Origin of the sequence: Amycolatopsis aidingensis (assembly GCF_018885265.1) — a bacterium.
GTDB classification, from domain to species: Bacteria; Actinomycetota; Actinomycetes; order Mycobacteriales; family Pseudonocardiaceae; genus Amycolatopsis; species Amycolatopsis aidingensis.
The window spans coordinates 636,755-655,525 of the sequence record NZ_CP076538.1 but is presented as its reverse complement, the minus strand read 5'-3'; the positions used below and the strand labels follow the sequence as shown (position 1 = coordinate 655,525).

The window sequence follows — 18,771 nt, the reverse complement described above, 5'->3', positions numbered from 1 at the left end:
CCGGGCGGAGCGCGCGCGGGAGGTGATGAGCTTCACCCGGAGCGGGTCACCCACCCGGAGCCGGTTCCGGCCGGTCGGCGGCCAGCCGCACCGCCTCCGCCCGTGCCGCGCGCAGGGCAGCGAGCAGCCGCTCCTGCCGGTGGCCGGGGTCACCTTCGGCGGTACCGACGGCGACGTTGCGGCGCAGGAAGGCCAGCTCCGTCACGCTGGCCTGGTAGGCAGCCACCGCGGCCGCCGCGCGCCGCCCGGACTCCCGTGCGGCCTGCCGCCGCCACTGCCGCCGCCCGGAAAGGCTGGCCAGCAGTTCGACCTCCGATGGCGCGATCCACTTGGCCCGCACCATCGCGGGCAACGCCGCGGCGATGATCCGCTGCTCCCTGCGCCGCTGCCACAACACCGCCAACAGCACCCCGATGAACATCGGCACCATGATCAGGAAGTACACGTTGAGGAAGGTGATCGCGCCGCCGAGGGTCGCGGCCGCGTTCCACAGCGCGTGCAGGCTGATCGCGGCCAGATACCCGCCCAGCGGTGCCAGCACCCGCAGCTTGCGGCTGGTGCTGCGGGCCGCGACGCCGATCCCGATTCCGATGAGCACGGTGAACAACGGGTGGGTGAACGGGGAGAGCACCCCGCGCAGGATGAAGGCGGCCAGCACGCCCGCGCTGGTCCCGTCGCCGAAGCCGTGCTCGGCGAACGCGCGGCCGAAGTAGTAGATGTTCTCGGTGAAGGCGAACCCGGCCGCGCTGAACCCGGCGTAGACGATCCCGTCCACCACGCCGTCGAACTCCCTCGGCCGCAGCAGGAATATGGCCAGCACCGGCATGGCCTTCACCGCCTCCTCGACCAGTGGGGCGGAGACGATGGCGCTGATCTTGTCCCCCTGACCGCTGCCGAGCAGCATGTCCCCCACGGTCGCCGCGGTGTCGTTGATCAGCAGCGCGGTCAGCGTGGCCACGCAGGCGCCCCAGAAGAACGAGAGCAGCAGCAGCCTGCCCGGCTCCGGTTCCCACCGGTCGATCCACAGGAAGGTGGCGGCCACCACCGCCACCGGTATGACCGCGGCGGCCGTGCCGATCACCACGGCGAGTACCCCGACCCTGGCGGTGCCGAGGCCGAACAGCAGCAGTGCGCAGAGCGCGACCGCGACCAGGCCGAGCACCGGCAACAGCACGGTGACCCGGCGCGGTGTGTGCCGCTGCGGCAACGTCCGGCCGCGATTCCCCATCCGCGAAGCGGTGCCCGTGGATCCCCTCACGCCCCGGCACGATAGCCGGGCCCGGTGACAGCCGGGTGATCAGTGCCGGTTCGCGAACCGGATCCGGCCGCCTGCCGGGACGATGGGCCTCAGTCCTCGGCGCGCCGCCGCCTGCGCGGGGTGCTCGAGCCGCCCGCACCGTGCGCGGCCAGCAGGTCGCTCACCGAGCGGCCCTCGGCATGCGAGCCGGAGGGCTCATCCTGCTCGGCCGAACGGCGCCCGTAGCCGGAGTCCCGCCGCTCGGCGGAGCGCCTGCCGTACCCGGCTTCCTCCGCGTCCGGCTTGGCGTGGCTGCCGGTGGCCCGATGCCGCGAGCCGTTCTCGGAGCCGCTTTCGGCCTCGGATCCGGTGCCGGCAAGCCGTTCCCAGGACGGTGGCTCGCCCTCGGGCCGGTGCCTGCGCCCGCCACCGGACTCGGGCGCGCCGTGCCTGCCGTGCGCGGCGTGCTCCGGCTGCTCGTCCTCCTCCGCCCTGCGCCTGCGCCCGCCGCGCTGGGCGGGCTGTTCGATGGCGGGGCCGTGGCCATTCGCCGCCGCGGCACCGTTCGTGCCGCCGTTGCCGCCGTGCCTGCCGGAGGGTTCCGGCTCCCAGGTGGTGTTCCAGTCCGGCTGAACCCCCTTCACCTCGGTCGGCGGTTCCGCCGGGGCCGGCCTGCTCGGCGTGGCCGGTGGCATGGCGGGGCTGCTGCGCGCCGCGGGCGGCTCGGCGGCCTGCCGTTGTCGCTGCGGCTGGGCGGGCTGCTGCTTCGGCGGCGGCTGCTGGGACTGGGCGGGCTGCTGGCGTTCGGACTCCGGTTTGCGGGCCGGCGGGGGCACGCTGGCCGCCGGCCTGCCCTGGGCCGGCCGGTTCATCGCGGGTTTCGTCAGGTCCTGCTGCGGACGCTGCGACGGCTGGGCCGGTGGCTGCTGCCCCCGCGCGGGCCGCAGGTCGGCCCGGGTCGGCTGCTCCGCCATACCCTCCTGGCGCTCCGGCCGGTTGCCGTGCTCACCACGGTCGGGCCGGTCGGGTCGGTCGGGTCGGTCACTGCGCTGCTGCATCCGCGCGGCCTCGGCACGGGCCTCCCCCGCGGCCTTGGCCGCTCGGGCCGCTGCGGAGCCGACCTGCTCGTTCGGTGGCGGTACCCGGCGGGTCGGCGGCCCCTGCTCCGCGGCCGGGCGCTGCGGCCTGCGGACCTCCTGGGTTTCCGCGTTCTGTGGCTGCTGGGCCGGGCGCTGGGGTGGTTGCTGCGCCGAGCGCTGGGGCGGGCGCTGCGCCGGTGGCTGCTGCGTGGCCTGGCGCTGCTCGGGTGCCTTCGGTGGGGCCTGCTTGGCGGCCGGGGCCTGCTGTGCCTGCGGCTTGCGGCGGGGGGCGGCCTGCGCCTCGGCCGGCTGGTCCAGCACCCTGCCCATCAGCTCGGTCGGCTGCTCAGCGGGCTGCCGCGCGGCAGGCTCCTCGGCCTCCCCGGTCGTCGCGGCCTCCCGCTGCTTGCCACCCGCGGGCAGCTGGACCCGTGGTTTGCCGTTACTTCCGTTGCTCCCGTGGCTCTCCGCGGCGGTGACCAGCCGCGGTTCCTCGTTCAACGAGCGCATCCGGGTCGACTGGGCGGTCAGGGCCACCCGCTCGTACAGCACCTCGCCGCCGAACAGCGACTGCAGGCTCTCCCGCAGGGCGGTCACCTCGGTGCGCAGGGCCTCGAGCTCGTCCCGGGCATCCGCTTCGGCCCGGTCCCGCGCCTCGGCCTCGAGTTCCAGCTCGTACTCGCGGCGTGCCGCGATCTCCCGCTCCAGCTCGAGTTCGTAGACCTCCTGCGCCTGCCGGACCGACTCCTCGGTTGCCGAGACCTGCTTGCGGTACCTGGCAGCGATGAACGCCCCGATCAGGGCGGCCCACAGGGCGGCGATGATGCCGAGCCGCAGGTAGCGAAGGTCCTCGGTGAGCACGAGCGCGGCGGTGGCTGCCAGGGCGAGTGCGAAGCCCAAAACAAGCCACGGCCGGCCAGGGCGGCGGCTGTGGCTTGTCGGCGAGTCGTCACCCACGCCTGTCATGCCCAACACCGTACCTTCTAGTTACCCGACCGAGACCTGGTCGGTACTTCGAGCGGTGGTTTCGGAGCGTTAACCGGTCGCGCCCGGCGGGCGATCTGAGTCACGCGGCTCCGGCGTGCGGCAGCAATGCTCCAGCCACAGCGCAGCGGCCGTCAATGCCGCGGCGCAGCAGACCCCGATGACAGCGCCCGGCAGGTCGTTCTCCGCGGCGGTGATCCGGTCCGCCCGCGGCAGCAGGTAGCCGAGTGCCCCGGCCCATGCGCCGGCCATCAGCGCGCCGAGCAGGGAGGAGGCCTTCGCCAGCGCCACCGCCCTCGCGATCACGATCGCGCCGATGACCCGGCCCGCCCGGATCCGGCTGCGCACCGAGAACGCCAGCACGAGCTCGATCACGGCCAGTACCAGCAGGGTGGTTCCGGCGAGGGTGGGCAGCCGCGGCAGGGAACCGTAGGCGAGTTCGAACAGCAGGTAGGCGACGCCGAGACCGACCACTCCGGCGATGACCAACTCGCGCGGCCGCGTGAAGTGCATGACACCCGAGCGTAGCCGTAAGCCTCTTGGATACTGGACTCTCCACCGACTGGAGGGTGCAGCATGACAGCAGTAGGCACTACGGCCCTGTTCACCATTGGTGAGCTGGCCAAACGGACGGGGCTACCGGTCAAGACGATCCGGTTCTACTCCGACGAGGGGTTGCTCCCGCCTACCGACCGCACACCCGCGGGTTACCGGTTGTACGACACCACGGCGCTGGCCCGGCTGGAGCTGGTCCGCACCCTGCGCGAGCTGGGGATCGGGCTGACCGACGTCTCCAGCGTGCTGGTCAGCGAGGCCACGGTGGCACAGCTGGCCACCCGGCACGTGGCCGCGCTGGACGAGCAGATCCGCAGGCTGACGCTGCGCCGCGCGGTGCTGCGGGCGGTCGCCAAACGGGGATCCGAACCAGAGGAAGTGAAGCTGATGAACAAGTTGGCGAGCATGTCGGATGACGAGCGCAAGCGTTTGCTCGACGAGTTCTGGGAGGAGGTGTCCAGCGGGCTCGACCTGGATCCGGAGTTCTACCAGTGGATGCGCTCGGCCAAGCCGGAACTGCCCGAGGACCCGACCCCGGAGCAGCTCGAGGCCTGGATCGAACTGGCCGAGCTGGTACGGGACGCGGACTTCCGGCGGCTGATCCGTGGGATGAGCGAGCGGCATTCGGCCGCCCGCGCCGAGGGCGCGGACATGTCCGGCTCGCAGGCCCAGCAGGAGCAGTGGTCGGCGTGGAACGCCAGGGCGCAGGCCGAGCTGGACGCGGGCACCCCACCGGACTCGGCCGCAGGCAGGGAGCTGGCCGCGGATATCGCCAGGGCCTCGGCTCCGGCCGGGCGGGACGCCGACGACCCCGGCTACCGGCGCGAGCTCGGCGAGCACATCGCCTCGTTCAACGACCCGCGGGCGGAGCACTACTGGCGGCTGCTCGGCATCATCAACGGCTGGGAACCGTTCCCCTCCCAGGTGGCGGCTGCCACCTGGATCGTGGAAGCAGTGCGCGCCTCGGCCGGGCCGGCTGCATAGTGGAGGCGTGACCCGACAGCAGCAGCCAGCAACCAGGCGGGAGGCCGTGGCCGGAGCCGTGGCGTGGGTGCTGATCGTCCAGTTCTTCGTGCTGCACCTGCTGGTGCAGGCGGCCTGGCGAACGCCGTACAGCTGGGCCCGCAACGACATCAGCGACCTGGGCACCACGGTCTGCGGGCAGGCGCCCGGATACCGGACCTATGTCTGCTCACCGTGGCACTCGGCCATGAACACCTCCTTCGTCGTGCTCGGCGCCTGCGTTGCGGCCGGCGGGGTACTGCTCGGCCTCGCGCTGTCCCGCGGGGCCGCTGGCAGGCTGCTGCCGTGGCTCGGTGGGGCGCTGCTCGCCCTGGCCGGAGCCGGCACGGTGCTGGTCGGGGCCAACCCTGGCAACCTGGAGCTCACCGCGCACCTGGTGGGTGCCGCGGCCGCGACCTTGTGCGGGAACGCGGGGCTGCTGCTGCTCGGGCTCGCCCTGCGGCGGGCAGGGCGGAGGGCAGGCACGGTCGGGGTGGCGGCCGCCCTGCTCGGCTTCGCCGGGGTACTGATCGCGCTGGCCCAGCAGCTCGGCCTGTTCGGCGGGCTGGACGGCTGGGGCGGGGCGGTGGAACGGGTGGCGATCTTCCCGATGCTGATCGCGATGATCGTGATCGGGGTGAGCTACCTCACCCGGCGGCCCGGCAGCGGGCCGACCCGGTGACGTGGACGGCCAACTCGTGCGCGTGGAGAGCAAACACGGGTACGTGGAGGGCAAACACGCCGGCTGATCAGGGGCGGGAGCGGTGCACGGTGACCGCGACATCGGCGAAGGTCAACGGGATCGGGGCGGCCGGTTTGTGCACGGTGACCTCGACGGCGGACAGCCTGCGGTCGGTCAGCACCTCCTCGGCGATACGGGCGGCGACCGTCTCGATCAGGTCGCAGGGCTCGCCACCGAGGATGGCGGCGGCCCGCTCGGCGAGTTCGCCGTAGTTCAGCGTGTCGGCGAGATCGTCGGAGGCCGCGGCCGGGCCGAGGTCCAGCCAGGCCGTGAGGTCCAGCACGAACTCCTGGCCGTCCCGCCGTTCGTGCTCGAACACACCGTGCCTGCCGAACACCCGCAGCCCGGTCAGGGTGATCCGGTCGGTCACTCCGGGGTTCCCCTCCGCCAGGCCGCGGCCACCGAGACGGCATCCAGTGAGGCGCCGACCTCGTGCACCCGCACCCCCCAGGCACCCGCCGCGGCGGCAAGGGCGGACACCGCCGCGGTGGCATGCTCCCTGCCCGCGGCCGGGCGCGGGCTGCCCTGCGCGTCCGCCAGCAGGCGGCCGAGGAAACGTTTGCGGGAGGCCCCGACCAGCACCGGGAAACCCAGGTCCCGTACCGCGTCCAGGTCGTGCAGCAGCGCCCAGTCGTGCTCGGCACGCTTGGCGAACCCGATCCCGGGGTCCAGCACCAGCGCCTCCGGCCGCACCCCGGCCGCGAGCGCGGCGTCCACCCGCTCGCCCAGCTCGGCCCGGACCTCGGCCACCGGGTCGGTGTAGGTCGCCAGCGCGGTCATGTCCTTGCTGTGACCGCGCCAGTGCATCAGCACCCACGGCACCCCGGCCTCGGCCAGCACACGGGCCATATCCGGATCGGCGAGCCCGCCGGAGACGTCGTTCACGATCCGGGCCCCTGCCCGCAGCGCCGCCGCGGCCACCGTGGCCCTTGTGGTGTCCACCGAGAGCGCGATGCCGTCCTCGGCCAGTGTCCGGATCACCGGGAGCACCCGCTCGATCTCGGTCTCCGCGGCCACCCGGTCGGCGCCTGGCCTGGTGGACTCCCCGCCAACGTCGATCAGGTCGGCTCCGCGGTCCCACATGGCGTGCGCGTGCGCCAGCGCGTCGTCCACGTCGAGATAGCGCCCGCCGTCGGAGAACGAGTCCGGGGTGACGTTCAGCACGCCCATCACGACACAGCGGCCGGGGTCGGGCAGGCCCGGATGCCGGGCACTCCCCGTGCTCACCTTCGGCCCTTGATCAGGTCCAGCGCCTCCGCCCGCGACGAGGCGGAGGTCTGCAACAGCCCGCGAACGGCCGAGGTGGTGGTACGGGCCCCCGGCTTGCGGATACCGCGCATCGACATGCACAGGTGCTCGGCCTCGACCACCACGATCACCCCGCGCGGCTTCAGCTTGCGGTCGAGGGCGTCGGCGATCTGCGAGGTCAGCCGCTCCTGCACCTGGGGCCGCTTGGCGTACAGGTCCACCAGCCGGGCCAGCTTGGAAAGGCCGGTGACATTGCCGTGCCCGTTCGGGATGTAACCGACATGCGCCACCCCGTGGAACGGGACCAGGTGGTGCTCGCAGGTCGAGTACATCGGAATGTCGCTGACCAGGACCATCTCCTCGTGGCTCTCCGCGAAGGTACGGTCCAGCACCCGGTCCGGGTCGTCGTAGAGCCCGGCGAACATCTCCTCGTAGGCGCGGGCCACCCGCGCCGGGGTGTCCCGCAGCCCCTCCCGGTCCGGATCCTCACCGCAGGCGATCAGCAGCTCACGGATCGCGTTCTCGGCCCGCGCCTGATCGAAGACCCGGCCGTTGGCACGGTCCGGGCCTACCTCGTCGAACACTGGCCGAACGCTGTTCACGGGCGGGAACTTACCGGCGATGATGACCATCCGGGTCGTCGGGATGACCGCGCCGGTGCTGCCCCTCCCCGTGCGGCTCCTCGGGCGGTTGGGCCCCGCCCTGCTGGCCACCCTGCCACTGGCCCTCGCCCTGCCACTGACCCTGCTGCGGCTGCTGCTGGGATTGCTGTGGCTGTTGGGGCTGCTGCGGCTGTGCAGGCTGTTGTGGCGGTTGCTGCTGGTACGGCGGGTTCGGCGCGTTCGACCGCCACGGCTGGCTCGGCCTGCCGCTGGGCGAGGTCGCCGGGGTCCACCCGGGCGGGGCACCGTAGTTCGGCGGACCCGCCTGGCCACCGGAGGGCTGGCCCTGCGGGTAGGGCTGCGGCCAGCCGCCGTTGCCGCTGCCGTTCGGACCACCGGGGCGCGCCCCGTTCGGGTAGCCCCCGGCGGGCGGCGGCGCATAGGGATTCGGGTTCGGGTTCGGAGCACCCGTCTCCGTGCCGCTGGGTTTGGTCTGCCCGCGCGGGACGCCGCCGGGCAGCTCACCGGCACCGGGTGCGGTGGCAACCGGGGTCGGCGCCGGCTCGGCGGGCTGTTCCTCCTCCTGCTTCGGCGGGGGCCACGGCTCGCCGCGCTCCATCGCCAGCTCGCCGGGGGTCTTGATCGGCGGCTTGTCCGATGGCTTGCGCTCACCGAACTCGTTGAACACGGTGATGTGCGGCCGCTTCTCCACCGAGGCGAAGATCCGCTCCAGGTCCCTGCGCTGCAGGGTCTCCTTCTCCAGCAGCTCGATCACCAGCTCGTCGAGCACGTCCCGGTAGGTGTTCAGCACCTCCCAGGCCTCGGTGTGCGCGGTCTCGATGAGCTTGCGGACCTCCTCGTCGATCTCGTGCGCGACCTCGAGCGAGTAGTCCGGCTGCCGTCCAGCAGAGCGGCCGACGAACGGGTCACCCTGCTCCTGGCCGTACTTCACGGCACCCAGCCGCGCGCTCATGCCGTACTCGGTCACCATCGACTTGGCGATCTTCGTCGCCTGCTCGATGTCCCCGGAGGCACCGGTGGTCGGCTCGTGGAAGACGAGTTCCTCGGCCGTGCGGCCGCCCATCGCGAACACCAGCCGCCCGATCATCTCCGACCGGGTCATCAGCTCCTTGTCGTCCTCGGGCACAAGCAAGGCGTGCCCACCCGTCCGGCCGCGCGGCAGGATGGTCAGCTTGTAGACCGGCTCGATATCCGGCATCGCCCACGCGGCGAGCGCGTGCCCGCCCTCGTGGTAGGCGGTGATCTTCTTCTCCTTCTCGGAGATGACCCGGCTCTTGCGGGCCGGGCCGCCGATCACCCTGTCCACGGACTCCTCGAGGGCCGCGTCGGTGATCACGTGCGCGTGCTGGCGCGCGGTGAGCAACGCCGCCTCGTTGATCACGTTGGCCAGGTCGGCACCGGACATCCCGACGGTGCGCTTGGCCAGCGCGTGCATATCGGCGTCCTGCGCGAGCGGCTTGCCCTTGGAGTGCACCTCGAGGATCGCCTTGCGGCCGGAGAGGTCCGGTGCGGACACCGGGATCTGCCGGTCGAACCGGCCCGGCCGCAGCAGCGCCGGGTCCAGGATGTCCGGTCGGTTGGTGGCCGCGATCAGGATGATCCCGCCGCGCGAGTCGAAGCCGTCCATCTCGACCAGCAGCTGGTTCAGGGTCTGCTCGCGCTCGTCGTGCCCGCCGCCGAGGCCGGCACCACGCTGGCGGCCCACCGCGTCGATCTCGTCCACGAAGATGATGCAGGGCGCGTTCTGCTTGGCCTGCTCGAACAGGTCGCGGACCCGGGAGGCACCGACACCGACGAACATCTCGACGAAGTCCGAACCGGAGATCGTGTAGAACGGCACCCCGGCCTCACCCGCGACCGCGCGGGCCAGCAGCGTCTTACCGGTACCCGGCGGCCCGTACAGCAGCACGCCCTTCGGGATCTTCGCGCCGAGCGACTGGTAGCGCGCGGGGTTCTGCAGGAAGTCCTTGATCTCGTGCAGCTCTTCCACGGCTTCGTCGGCACCGGCCACGTCGGTGAACGTGGTCTTGGGCATGTCCTTGTTCAGCTGCTTGGCCTTGGACTTGCCGAAGTTGAGTACCCGGTTACCGCCGCCCTGCGCGTTGTTCATCATCCACATGAGCAGCAGCAGCAGAATCCCGAGCGGGATCATGTAGATGAGCAGCTGGGTCAGGAAGGACTGCTGAGTGACGGTGGTACTGAACTTGAGATCTCCGCCACCCGCGGCTTCGGCGTTGAGCAGCGCGCGGTAGATGTCGGTGCCACCGGCAGCGGGGAACTTGGTCAGCACCTTGCTGACCTGCTGGCCGTCGTGCTCGACGCCATTGGCCAGGGTCAGCTTGAGCTGCTGCTCCTTGTCCTCGAGGGTCGCCTCTTCGACATTCCCATTCTGGATCTGCTCCAGCGCTTGCGAGGTGGGAATCTCGGTGTAATCGCGATCGCCGTCGAAGATCGTGCTGAACGCGAAATAGAGCAGCAGAACCGCGACTATCCACAGCAGTGGGTTCTTGAGCAGGCGCTTGCGGTCCATTCGACTCGGCCGTGGTGGCCTCGACCCTCCCTGGTTAGGCGGTAGATGTGACATCCGCCGTCACGGTGTTGACAACTGCATGGTGCACGGAGGCATCCGTCTCACCAGGGTACCGCCCGGCTTCGTGCTGACCGGGCTAGCCTCCCGCAGGTCAACGGTCGGTGCCTGGCAGATGTTCCCACCCGGTGCTCCAGTACTCAATATCCCGGAGCAACCCGCTCCCGTCCCGAGGTCAGGGCCTGCCCTGGTCGCCGATCTCGGCGAGCAGCTCACCAAGGCGGGTACGCAGGGTCTTCGTGTCCGCGGGGGACACGGTCACCCATTCCCTGCGGTCCGGTCCGGACTTGGCAAGGCTGAGGTAGCGGCCGGTCGAGGTGTCGAACCAGCCGAGCACAGGGGAACGCCGTTTCCCACCCAGTGGACTCCGGCTGTTCGCTGCCAGCTGACCACCCCGGATCCGGGTCTGGCCGGTGAGCTGGGCGTAGGCCTGCCGGGGGTCGGTCTGCCGGTCGGCGAGTCCGGTCCTGCGCCCACCGCCGCCTGCCGACCCCGCCGGGGCGGTGACCGGGGTGCGCAGCGGGGCGATCCGGACCGCCTCGTCCACTGGCAGGGTGACCGAGGCCTCGGTGCCCCTGCCGACCGCGGGCAGCAGGTCCACCACGGCCGAGGCCAGTCCCTCCGGGTAGACCGACCGGATCCAGATGCCGTCCGCGTCCTGCACGGCCAGCACCCCGTTCCTGCCGTCCGAGGCCGCCAGTGCCGCGACCGGCCGGGCGTGCAGTTCGGGGATATGCACGGCGTCGATGCTGAGCGCGGGCCGGGCGAGCAGGGTGAGCCAGTCCTCGACGCCAGGGTCCAGCCTGCCCCCGGAGTCCCGGATCCCCCTTGCCCGCAACTCGTTGTCCGCACGCTGCCGCAGCAGCCTGCGCTCCGCCTCGGTGGCGCCATGCGAGGCCACCTCGAGCGGGTACGGCGGCTCGCCGAGCGCCATCGCCTCCCAGAGGAAGTCGAAGGACAGCGGTGTGAAGAACTCCGGACGGTTCACTCTGCTCCCCGGTTCGTATCGGCCTACCCCAGAGTAACCACTGGGTCTAGTACGAGGCCGCGGCGGAACTCACCGCGCCGGAGAGCATCTCGTTCAGCCGCTGCCGCAGCGCGGCGACGTCCGCGGGTGCGATGGTGATCCACTCACGCCCGTCCCGGCCCCGGCTGGCCTGGGTGAGGTACCGGCCGGCCTCGGTGTCGAACCAGCTCAGCACGGGGGTCCGCACCCGGCCACCGACCCGGTTGCGTGCGTTCGCCCCGATCTGGCCGCCGCGCAGCCGGGGCTGGGCGTGCAGCCTGGCCAGCGCCTTACGGTCCTCGTCCGCGGTGGCGTTGCCGTCCGTGCTGGGCTGCCGCCGCTGCATGAAATCGGCCCCGGCCCCGGTGACCAGCTGCTCCAGCGGCACCGTGATGGAGCGCTCGGTACCGCGCCGGGCCGCGGGCAGGGTGCCGATGATGGCGCTGGCGAGCCCGTCCGCTGGCACCGACTGCAGGTGCAGCCCGCGGCCGTCCTGGACGGCGAGCACGGCGTGGTTGCCCAGCGCGGCGGCGACCGCACGCACCGCCTCCGCATGCGGGGCGCTGACATGCACCGCGTCCAGGCTCACCTCCGCGCCGGAGAGCACACCGACCCAGTCCTCGAACCGGGGGTCGAGCCTGCCGGATTCGTCCAGGACACCCCGTCTGCCCAGCTCCGCGAGCACCTGCTTACGGAGGGAAGCGCGCTCGTCCATGGTCTCGCCGTGCGAGCGCGCCTCCAGTGGGTAGGGCAATTCGCCCGCCCCGAGTGACTCCCAGAGGAAGTCGAGCTCAAGCGGAGTGAGCAGCTCCGCCACCTGCTACCTCTCTTCGGCTTCGTTGGCCCAGGCACCGATCACCGGCGGCGGGGTCGCCTCGTTGGCGCCGAACGCGTCGTCCGGATCGGGTTCGATCAGGAAGGAGGCGTGCGTGTGCTCCTCTTCCTGCTGTTGCTGACCACCGCGCATACCGCCCATGCCACCACCCATCGGCGCACCGGCCGCGGGCGGGTGGGCACCGCCGCCGCCGATGGTGCCACTGGGCGAGACCACGCCCTGGTTCTGCTGCGGGGCCACCGCCGCGGCGCTGGAGCCCTGCCCCTGGTTGAGCGAGGCCTCGGTCTCGTCGGTCTCCTCGGACCGGTTCGACTGCTGCTTGCTACCGCTGCGGTTGCCCTGGCCCAGCGCCTTGGCACCGGCGAAGCCGACACCGCCGCCGAGAGCTGCGGCGCCAAGGCCCGCACCGGCGCCTGCCGGGGCGCCGGAAGCGGCGGCCGCGCCGGGGGTAGCGGAACCCATCGCCGACCCAGCCCCGAGGGCAGGGCCACCGGCCGCGGCACCACCCGCGACCGCACCGGCGGCATAGCCGGAGCTGCTGACGCTGCTGTCCACCGAGCCCACCGGGGCAACGTGGCCACCCGCCACGGCCGCGCCGGGCACGCCGCCTGCCACCTGGCCGGGCAGCCCGCCCGGACCGCCGAAGCCGCCGACCGAGCCGCCGCCACCACCGGTGTCCGGGCTCATCGGCTTCAGGCCAAGCGACTCCGGGCCGAAGCTCGGCGTGGAATCGTCCACCTCGGACATCGCCTTGGTGTAGGCCTCGAGGAACCGGATCTGCTCCGCCTTCACCGCCTTCGCCGCGTCGGACTCCGGCTTGGCATCCTTGACCAGCTCGGCCGGGCCCTGCTGGACCTTCTCGCTCATGGCCGCGCCGGGGTCGTGCTCAACGGCGGGCGGCATCTTCTTCACTTCTTCCGCGGCCGCTGCCTGCTGCTGCATCCGATCGCCCATCACCTGCGCGGCCTCCCCGGCCTGTGCGCTGGAGTTGGCGATGGCCACCAGGGTGCCCTGCGCTGCGCCCGCACCCTGGCCGATCCAGGCCGCGCCGAGCTCCGAGATCGCCGAGTACAGCTCGTTCGCCACCTGGTTGAGCGCGCCGCTGTGCCGGGTCCAGGACTGGGCCAGTGCCTGCGCGGTGTCCGGGCGGTTGTTCGCCGTCCCCGCGTGATACAGCTGCTCGCTGGTCCGCACCGCCCAGTTCGGCGGGCTGCCGATCGCCCGGTCCGAGCCGTACTCGAAGCCGTCCTGCCTGCCCCTGGCCTGCTCGACGATCTGCGAGCTCTCCGAGTTGTCCCCGAGCCGCACCGCGTTACCACCGCCGGTGGACCCGGTGGTCGTTCCGCTGTGCACGGGCTGTTGCTGGGTACCGACGGGCTGCTGCTCGACCGGCTGGGCCTGCTCCACCGGCTGACTCTGCTGTCCCTGTGTTCCGTCCATCGCTGGCTCGTCCCCTGGTCTCACGCGCGCCCGAGGAACGGGTCGGCGCTGGCCTGGTCGATCTCCTCGTACCGGCTCATCGCCGTGGTGATCGCCCGCTCGGCCTGGTCATACTGCTGGTAGAGGTTGCGCAGGGCCTGCGCGTAGGAATCCCGGTTGCCGCCTGCCGCACGCTCGGAGACCTTCTCGGACATGGCCTCGGCGACCTCGTTCGCCCCCAGTTGCGGCCGGTGGCTGAGGCTGTGCCCCGCGTCGAGCAACAGGTTCTCCACCGTGTCCTTCCCGGCTCGGAGCTTGCTCAGCACCGCCTGTGCGGCATCGGGATCGACGCCGACCTGACCGGTGACCGCTGCGTTACGGAACGCCGCCGCGTCCGCAAAGCTGCTGTTGCCCATTCCAGTGTCTCCCTGTCCCCTACAGCGGCGCCGCGTCGCACGCGGCTGGAATTCTCACGGTCTTCGCATAGGTTAACGCACCGACCGTGCCGGTATGACGTGCTCCGGGAGATCAGCGTTCCGGATTCCGGCCGGTTCGCGCAACGGATTCACCGGAAGTTCGTCCAGCTCGCGGCGCCGGTTACGAAGAGTAAACCTTCGGATCCAGGGTGCCGATGTACGGCAGATCCCGGTAACGCTCCGCATAGTCCAGGCCGTAGCCGACCACGAACTCGTTGGGGATGTCGAAGCCGACGTATTTCACCGGCACATCCACCTTCACCGCGTCCGGCTTGCGCAGCAGTGAGCACACCTGGAGCGAGGCCGGGTTGCGGCTGGCCAGGTTGCGCAGCAGCCAGGAGAGGGTCAGGCCGGAGTCGACGATGTCCTCCACGATCAGGACCTGCCTGCCCGCGATGTCCCGGTCCAGGTCCTTCAGGATCCGCACCACGCCGGAGGACGAGGTCGCGGAGCCGTAGGAGGACACCGCCATGAACTCCAGCTGGGCCGGCACCGGCAACGCCCTTGCGAAGTCGGTCATGAACATCACAGCGCCCTTGAGCACGCCGACGAGCAGCAGGTCGCCTGCACCGGACTCGCTGTCCGCGTCCGGGTAGTCCGCCGCGACCTGCTCGGCGAGCTCGGCGATCTTGTCCTTGATCTGCTGCTCGGTGACGAGCACGGAGGCGATATCGCCTTCGTACACGGGTCCATCCCCTCTAGTGGTGTTTGCTGCCGGATGGCGAATCTACCCGGAGCCTGCCGTGCCGCCTGCCTGCCTCGATCCCACCGGGCAGCCAGACCCCGCCCTGGCCACGCCAGTCGCCGATCAGCGCGTCCACCGCGCGCAGGTGGGCGTCGGTCAGCTCGCGCGCCCCGGCCTCGAGCAGCCAGGTCCGCAGCGCCCGCCTGCGCAGCGCCGCCGGGGCGGGCGACAGCTCGGCGACCTCCAGCTCCGCTCCCCGGCACGCGCGCTCGAGCAGCTCCTCGGCGAACCGGTCGAGTGCGGCGCTGTCCTCGCGCAGCTGGGCCGCGGTCCGGCTGAGCGCGGCCGCGACCCCGCCGCCCAGCACCTCCTCCAGCAGCGGCAGCACCTCGGCGCGCAGCCGGACCCTGGTGTAGCGGGGGTCGTCGTTGTGCGGATCGGCCCAGGGCCGCACGCCCAGCTCCACGCAGGCCGCGCGGGTCACCGAGCGGGGCAGGTCCAGCAGTGGGCGGGCCCACGGCGGATCCAGCGGCCGCATCCCGGCCACCGACCTCGGCCCCGAGCCCCGGCCGAGTCCGAGCAGCACCGTCTCGGCCTGATCGTCCCTGGTATGCCCGAGCAGCACCAGGCCCCCTGCTGGCAGCGCGGCCCGTAGCGCCCGGTACCTGGCCTTGCGGGCCGCGGCCTCCGGGCCACCGCCGTCGCGCACCCGGACGGGGTGCACCTCGGCATGGTCCACACCGAGCCCGCGAGCGGTCTCGGCCGCGGTGGCAGCCACCTCCGCCGAGTCCCGCTGCAGGCCGTGGTCGACCACCAGGGCACGCACCCGCAGGCCCATCCGGTGCCCGGTGTACGCGGCCGCCTCGGCGAGGGCGAGCGAGTCGGCGCCACCGGACACCGCGACACCCAGCTCACCCTGGTCCAGGTACGCCGACCGCCGCGGATCGGCGAGAAACTCCCGCACCGCCCGCCGGACCCGGACGACCGCGGGACCGGGGTCGCCGCCCATCACCGGCCGTGCACGCGGCGCACCCATGCCTGCGGATCGCCGATCTCCGCCCTGGTCGGCAACGTGTTCGGCGAGGTCCATACGGCGTTGAAGCCACTCATCCCCACGGTCTCCACCACCTCGCGGGTGAAGGCCGCGCCGCGCGCGTACTGCCGGATCTTGGCGTCCACGCCGAGCAGGCTGCGCAGCAGCCGGTCGAACAGGCCGCCGCCCTTGCGCCGCGCGGTGAACCGCTTGCGGATGGTGGCCACGCTGGGCACCACCGCAGGGCCCACCGCGTCCATCACGTAGTCGGCATGCCCCTCCAGCAGGGTGGACAGCGCCAGCAGCTGGTCGAACACCTCGCGCTGCTCCGGCCCGGAGACCAGCTCGGCGAAGCCGGTGGAACCGTCCCCGCCGCCACGCCGCGCCTCACGCAGGGTGTCCGGCAACCTGGTCAGCATGCTGCCGAGGCCGTCGTTGTCGGCCAGCCCGCCGACCAGCCGGGACACCTCGTCGGCGAAGTAGTCGCGCAGCCAGTCCACCGCGGTGAACTGCAGCCGGTGGGTGCACTCGTGCAGGCAGACCCACATCCGGAAGTCGTGGCCGTCCACGTTCAGCGCCTGCTGCGCGGTCAGCACGTTCGGCGCGACCAGCACCAGCTGCCCGGACTTGTCCGGCCCGCCGAACGGGTCGTACTGGCCGAGCACCCGCGCGCCGAGGAAGGCGAGCACCACGCCGGTCTGCACCCCGGCGCCCCCGGCCAGCAGCGGGCCGAACAGCCCGCGTTCCTCGCCCGGCAGCGCCCGCCCGGTCAGCTCCTCCAGCCCGGCGGCCGCGGACCTGATCCAGCCCGGCCGGTCCACCACGGTGCCGGGGCGCAGCGGAAGCCGCTCGCCGAGCCCGGTGAGCCGCCGCACATGCGACTCCGCCTCCACGGTGAGCTCACGAAGCTCCCGTACGGTCAGCTCGGCCTCGTCCGACGGGACCGAGGGCCCGCCGCGCACCAACCGGGCGCCGGTCGACGCGGCGAGGGACCAGTCGACGATCGCGGCCTTGCCCCTGTCGTCCTTGCTGTCCTGGCGCACTGGCTGACTCACCCCTACGACGCTACCCGTCCCGCGCGCGGGTTCGCCCGGTCACCGGCAGCCGCATTCGCGCAGGGTGGCCGCCACCTCGTCCAGGGCGGCCTGCGCCGGTTCCAGCGCGGATCCCCCGGACATCAGCGCGAACACCAGCACCCTGCCATCGGCGTCCAGCACCACCCCGGCCAGCGTGTTCACCTCGGAAAGGGTGCCGGTCTTGGCCCGCACCCAGCCCTTGCCCTCCGCGGCGGATCCGTCGTAGCGGCCGGCCAGGGTGCCGCTGGCGCCCGCGACCGGCAGCCCACCGAGCATCGGCCGCAGCTTCGCGGTGCGCGGATCGGATCCGTCCGGTGCGGCTGCCACCGCGAGCAGCTCGCTCAGCAGGGTCGAGGAGACCCGGTTGCGCACCGAAAGCCCGCTGCCGTCGGAGAGCTCGAGTCCTTCGACGTCGAAGCCGTTCTCGGCGAGCACGTCGATCGTGGCCTCGGCACCGCCGGAGAAGGAGGGCTCCTTGCCGGTCTCGACGGCCACCTGCCTGGCGATCACCTCGGCGAGGAGGTTGTCGGACAGGGTGAGCATCTGGTCCACCAGCTCGGTCAGCGGCGCCGAGCGCACCTCGCCGAGCACCTGCGCACCCTGCGGCGCGGTGGTTGGCTCGCCGACGCTGGCACCCAGTTTCCCGGCCAGCCGTTCGGCGAGCCTGCCCGCCGGGTCGGCGACCCGCATCGACTTCATGCCGGTGGGCTCACCGCGCCCGCCGTCGAGCATCACGGGCTGCACCGCGGACATGAAGGTGGACGGCGCATCATTCGGGGCCCAGCCCTGCGCCTCCTCCGGCCCGGTGAAGGCGGAGAGGTCCAGGCGTACCCGCTCGACCGGGATACCGGCCTGCTTGACCTGCGCGACCAGGTCGTCCAGCCGGGCGGCGCCGCGGTAGATCGGGTCCTGACCCTCGGGCAGTCCGGTCAGGGTGACGTCCCCGCCCGCGACCAGCACGACGGTGCCCGGCTCCTGCCCGGCCACCACCTTGGTGGTCAACTGCTTGCCGTGGTCCACCGCGAGCAGCGCGGCCGCGGCGGTGAGCAGCTTGGTGGTGGAGGCGGGGACGCGCACCTCGTCCGGCGAGCTCTCCCACAGCACGGTTCCGGTCGCCGGATCCAGGACCCGGCCGGTGAAGTCGCCGAGGGCGGGGCTGCCGGCCGGGCCCCGTAGCGCCGCGGCCACCCCCTCCGGGGTGGGCGCGGGTGCCTCCGGCCGCGGCCCGTGCAGGGACCTGCTGACCGCCACCGGCTCCGGGGCCGCGGCGCGCGGTGCGTTCGGCGCCCAGGGCAGGCCGAGCCGGTTGGACACGTACGGCAGCGCGAGCGCCACCCCGACCGCGACCACGAGCACGGCGGCCACCCCGCCGACCAGCAGGCCACGGCGCTTGCGCCGCGGCGGGGCCTGCTGCCCGGGTTCCTGCGCCTGCTCGGGCGCCGCCTGCTCGGCTTCCTGTTGCTCTGCCTGCTGCTCCGCCTGCTCGACAGGCGGAGGGGGCGGCGGCTGCTGCGGCCGCGGCGGCGGCGCCTGCTGCTGGGGCCGCTGTGGCTGTTGGGACTGCTGTGGCTGCTGCTGTGGGGCTGCCTGCTGCGGCGGCTGGGGCGGGTGCTGCCTGCCGGGTTGGGGCTGCCGTTGCTCACCGGTGGTGGCCGGGGCCGGCCGGATCTCCCCGCTGGGCTCGATCCGCATCGGCCTGGCGGGCACCCCCGCCTGCCGGATCTCCGGCACCTGCCGCGGCGGCCGCACCGGCTGGGTGCGCTGCTCGGCGGGTGGGCCGGCCTGCTCGGGAGGCTGCGCGGGCCATCCCGCCCCGCGTGTTTGCTCCCCACGCGCACGCGTTTGCTCCCCACGCGCGTGTGTTTGCTCCCCATGCGCATGCGTTTGCTCGCCATGCGCATGCGTTGGCCATTCCGGGGCGCGGGCGGGCTCCTCGGGCGTGGGTTCCGGCCGCCGCACCCAGACCGTCTGCGCTTCCTCTCGCGTGACCTTCGGCACGGGCAGTTCGTTGGTGGACTGCTCCTGCTCCCCGGCCGATTCGTCGCGGTCGGCGGACGGCCAGGCCGGTTCTTGGCCTGCACCAGCCGTTTCGTTCTCCGGCACGCACCCTCCTCCATCGCTTCGGCACCGTGCCGGCGGGGCCGAGGTCACAGGCGGCCGTGCGGACCGGCGGCGGCGCATGGT

General features: G+C 72.5%; 17 protein-coding genes. 2 read left to right on the top strand and 15 right to left on the bottom strand.

The features are described 5' to 3' along the window. Nucleotides 1-46: 46 nt before the first annotated feature. From KOI47_RS03235 to KOI47_RS03225, 3 genes are all read right to left on the bottom strand, one after another. Complete coding sequence (locus tag KOI47_RS03235) at nt 47-1,228, bottom strand: PrsW family intramembrane metalloprotease (RefSeq protein WP_216217051.1); 1,182 nt, start codon at nt 1,226-1,228, stop codon at nt 47-49. Nucleotides 1,229-1,347: 119 nt separating this feature from the next. Beyond that, complete coding sequence (locus KOI47_RS03230) at nt 1,348-3,282, bottom strand: DUF6779 domain-containing protein (RefSeq protein WP_216213835.1); 1,935 nt, start codon at nt 3,280-3,282, stop codon at nt 1,348-1,350. A 69-nt stretch (nt 3,283-3,351) separates the two neighbouring features. Then, the gene (locus tag KOI47_RS03225; protein WP_216213832.1) at nt 3,352-3,813 is read right to left on the bottom strand and encodes a DUF3180 domain-containing protein; all 462 of its coding nucleotides are present in this window, start codon (nt 3,811-3,813) and stop codon (nt 3,352-3,354) included. A gap of 63 nt (nt 3,814-3,876) precedes the next feature. Here KOI47_RS03225 and KOI47_RS03220 point away from each other — a divergent pair, with 63 nt between their 5' ends. Next, nucleotides 3,877-4,839: a MerR family transcriptional regulator gene (locus KOI47_RS03220; RefSeq protein WP_216213830.1), complete on the top strand. Its 963-nt coding sequence runs from the start codon at nt 3,877-3,879 to the stop codon at nt 4,837-4,839. Between the two features lie 7 nt (nt 4,840-4,846). Further along, nucleotides 4,847-5,539 carry a DUF998 domain-containing protein gene (locus tag KOI47_RS03215; RefSeq protein ID WP_216213828.1) on the top strand — a complete coding sequence of 231 codons (693 nt, stop codon included), beginning with the start codon at nt 4,847-4,849 and terminating at the stop codon, nt 5,537-5,539. A gap of 67 nt (nt 5,540-5,606) precedes the next feature. On the opposite strand, the gene folB is transcribed toward KOI47_RS03215, so the two are convergent. From folB to dacB, 12 genes are all read right to left on the bottom strand, one after another. Continuing rightward, nucleotides 5,607-5,969, bottom strand: a complete 363-nt coding sequence (gene folB, locus KOI47_RS03210; protein ID WP_216213826.1) for a dihydroneopterin aldolase — start codon at nt 5,967-5,969, stop codon at nt 5,607-5,609. Next, the gene (gene folP, locus KOI47_RS03205; protein WP_216217050.1) at nt 5,966-6,769 is read right to left on the bottom strand and encodes a dihydropteroate synthase; all 804 of its coding nucleotides are present in this window, start codon (nt 6,767-6,769) and stop codon (nt 5,966-5,968) included. Before folP ends, folB begins: the two co-directional genes overlap by 4 nt. A gap of 53 nt (nt 6,770-6,822) precedes the next feature. After that, the gene (folE, locus tag KOI47_RS03200) at nt 6,823-7,431 is read right to left on the bottom strand and encodes a GTP cyclohydrolase I FolE (protein ID WP_216213824.1); all 609 of its coding nucleotides are present in this window, start codon (nt 7,429-7,431) and stop codon (nt 6,823-6,825) included. A 28-nt stretch (nt 7,432-7,459) separates the two neighbouring features. Beyond that, a complete protein-coding gene (ftsH, locus tag KOI47_RS03195) occupies nt 7,460-10,000 on the bottom strand; it encodes an ATP-dependent zinc metalloprotease FtsH (RefSeq protein ID WP_216213822.1) in 2,541 nt (846 codons plus the stop codon). Nucleotides 10,001-10,232: 232 nt separating this feature from the next. Beyond that, nucleotides 10,233-11,045: an ESX secretion-associated protein EspG gene (locus KOI47_RS03190; protein ID WP_216213820.1), complete on the bottom strand. Its 813-nt coding sequence runs from the start codon at nt 11,043-11,045 to the stop codon at nt 10,233-10,235. Nucleotides 11,046-11,091: 46 nt separating this feature from the next. After that, on the bottom strand, nt 11,092-11,880 hold the full coding sequence (locus KOI47_RS03185; RefSeq protein ID WP_216213819.1) for an ESX secretion-associated protein EspG: 789 nt from the start codon (nt 11,878-11,880) through the stop codon (nt 11,092-11,094). Between the two features lie 3 nt (nt 11,881-11,883). After that, on the bottom strand, nt 11,884-13,338 hold the full coding sequence (locus tag KOI47_RS03180; protein ID WP_232376515.1) for a WXG100 family type VII secretion target: 1,455 nt from the start codon (nt 13,336-13,338) through the stop codon (nt 11,884-11,886). Nucleotides 13,339-13,358: 20 nt separating this feature from the next. Then, on the bottom strand, nt 13,359-13,733 hold the full coding sequence (locus KOI47_RS03175; RefSeq protein ID WP_216213817.1) for a hypothetical protein: 375 nt from the start codon (nt 13,731-13,733) through the stop codon (nt 13,359-13,361). A gap of 181 nt (nt 13,734-13,914) precedes the next feature. Next, on the bottom strand, nt 13,915-14,478 hold the full coding sequence (gene hpt / locus KOI47_RS03170) for a hypoxanthine phosphoribosyltransferase (protein ID WP_216213815.1): 564 nt from the start codon (nt 14,476-14,478) through the stop codon (nt 13,915-13,917). A gap of 13 nt (nt 14,479-14,491) precedes the next feature. Continuing rightward, on the bottom strand, nt 14,492-15,514 hold the full coding sequence (gene tilS / locus KOI47_RS03165) for a tRNA lysidine(34) synthetase TilS (RefSeq protein ID WP_408629884.1): 1,023 nt from the start codon (nt 15,512-15,514) through the stop codon (nt 14,492-14,494). Continuing rightward, on the bottom strand, nt 15,487-16,515 hold the full coding sequence (locus KOI47_RS03160) for a zinc-dependent metalloprotease (protein WP_216217047.1): 1,029 nt from the start codon (nt 16,513-16,515) through the stop codon (nt 15,487-15,489). The genes tilS and KOI47_RS03160 overlap by 28 nt, the downstream gene beginning before the upstream one ends. A 90-nt stretch (nt 16,516-16,605) precedes the next feature. Continuing rightward, the gene (gene dacB, locus KOI47_RS03155) at nt 16,606-18,690 is read right to left on the bottom strand and encodes a D-alanyl-D-alanine carboxypeptidase/D-alanyl-D-alanine endopeptidase (protein WP_232376514.1); all 2,085 of its coding nucleotides are present in this window, start codon (nt 18,688-18,690) and stop codon (nt 16,606-16,608) included. Nucleotides 18,691-18,771: the final 81 nt, after the last annotated feature.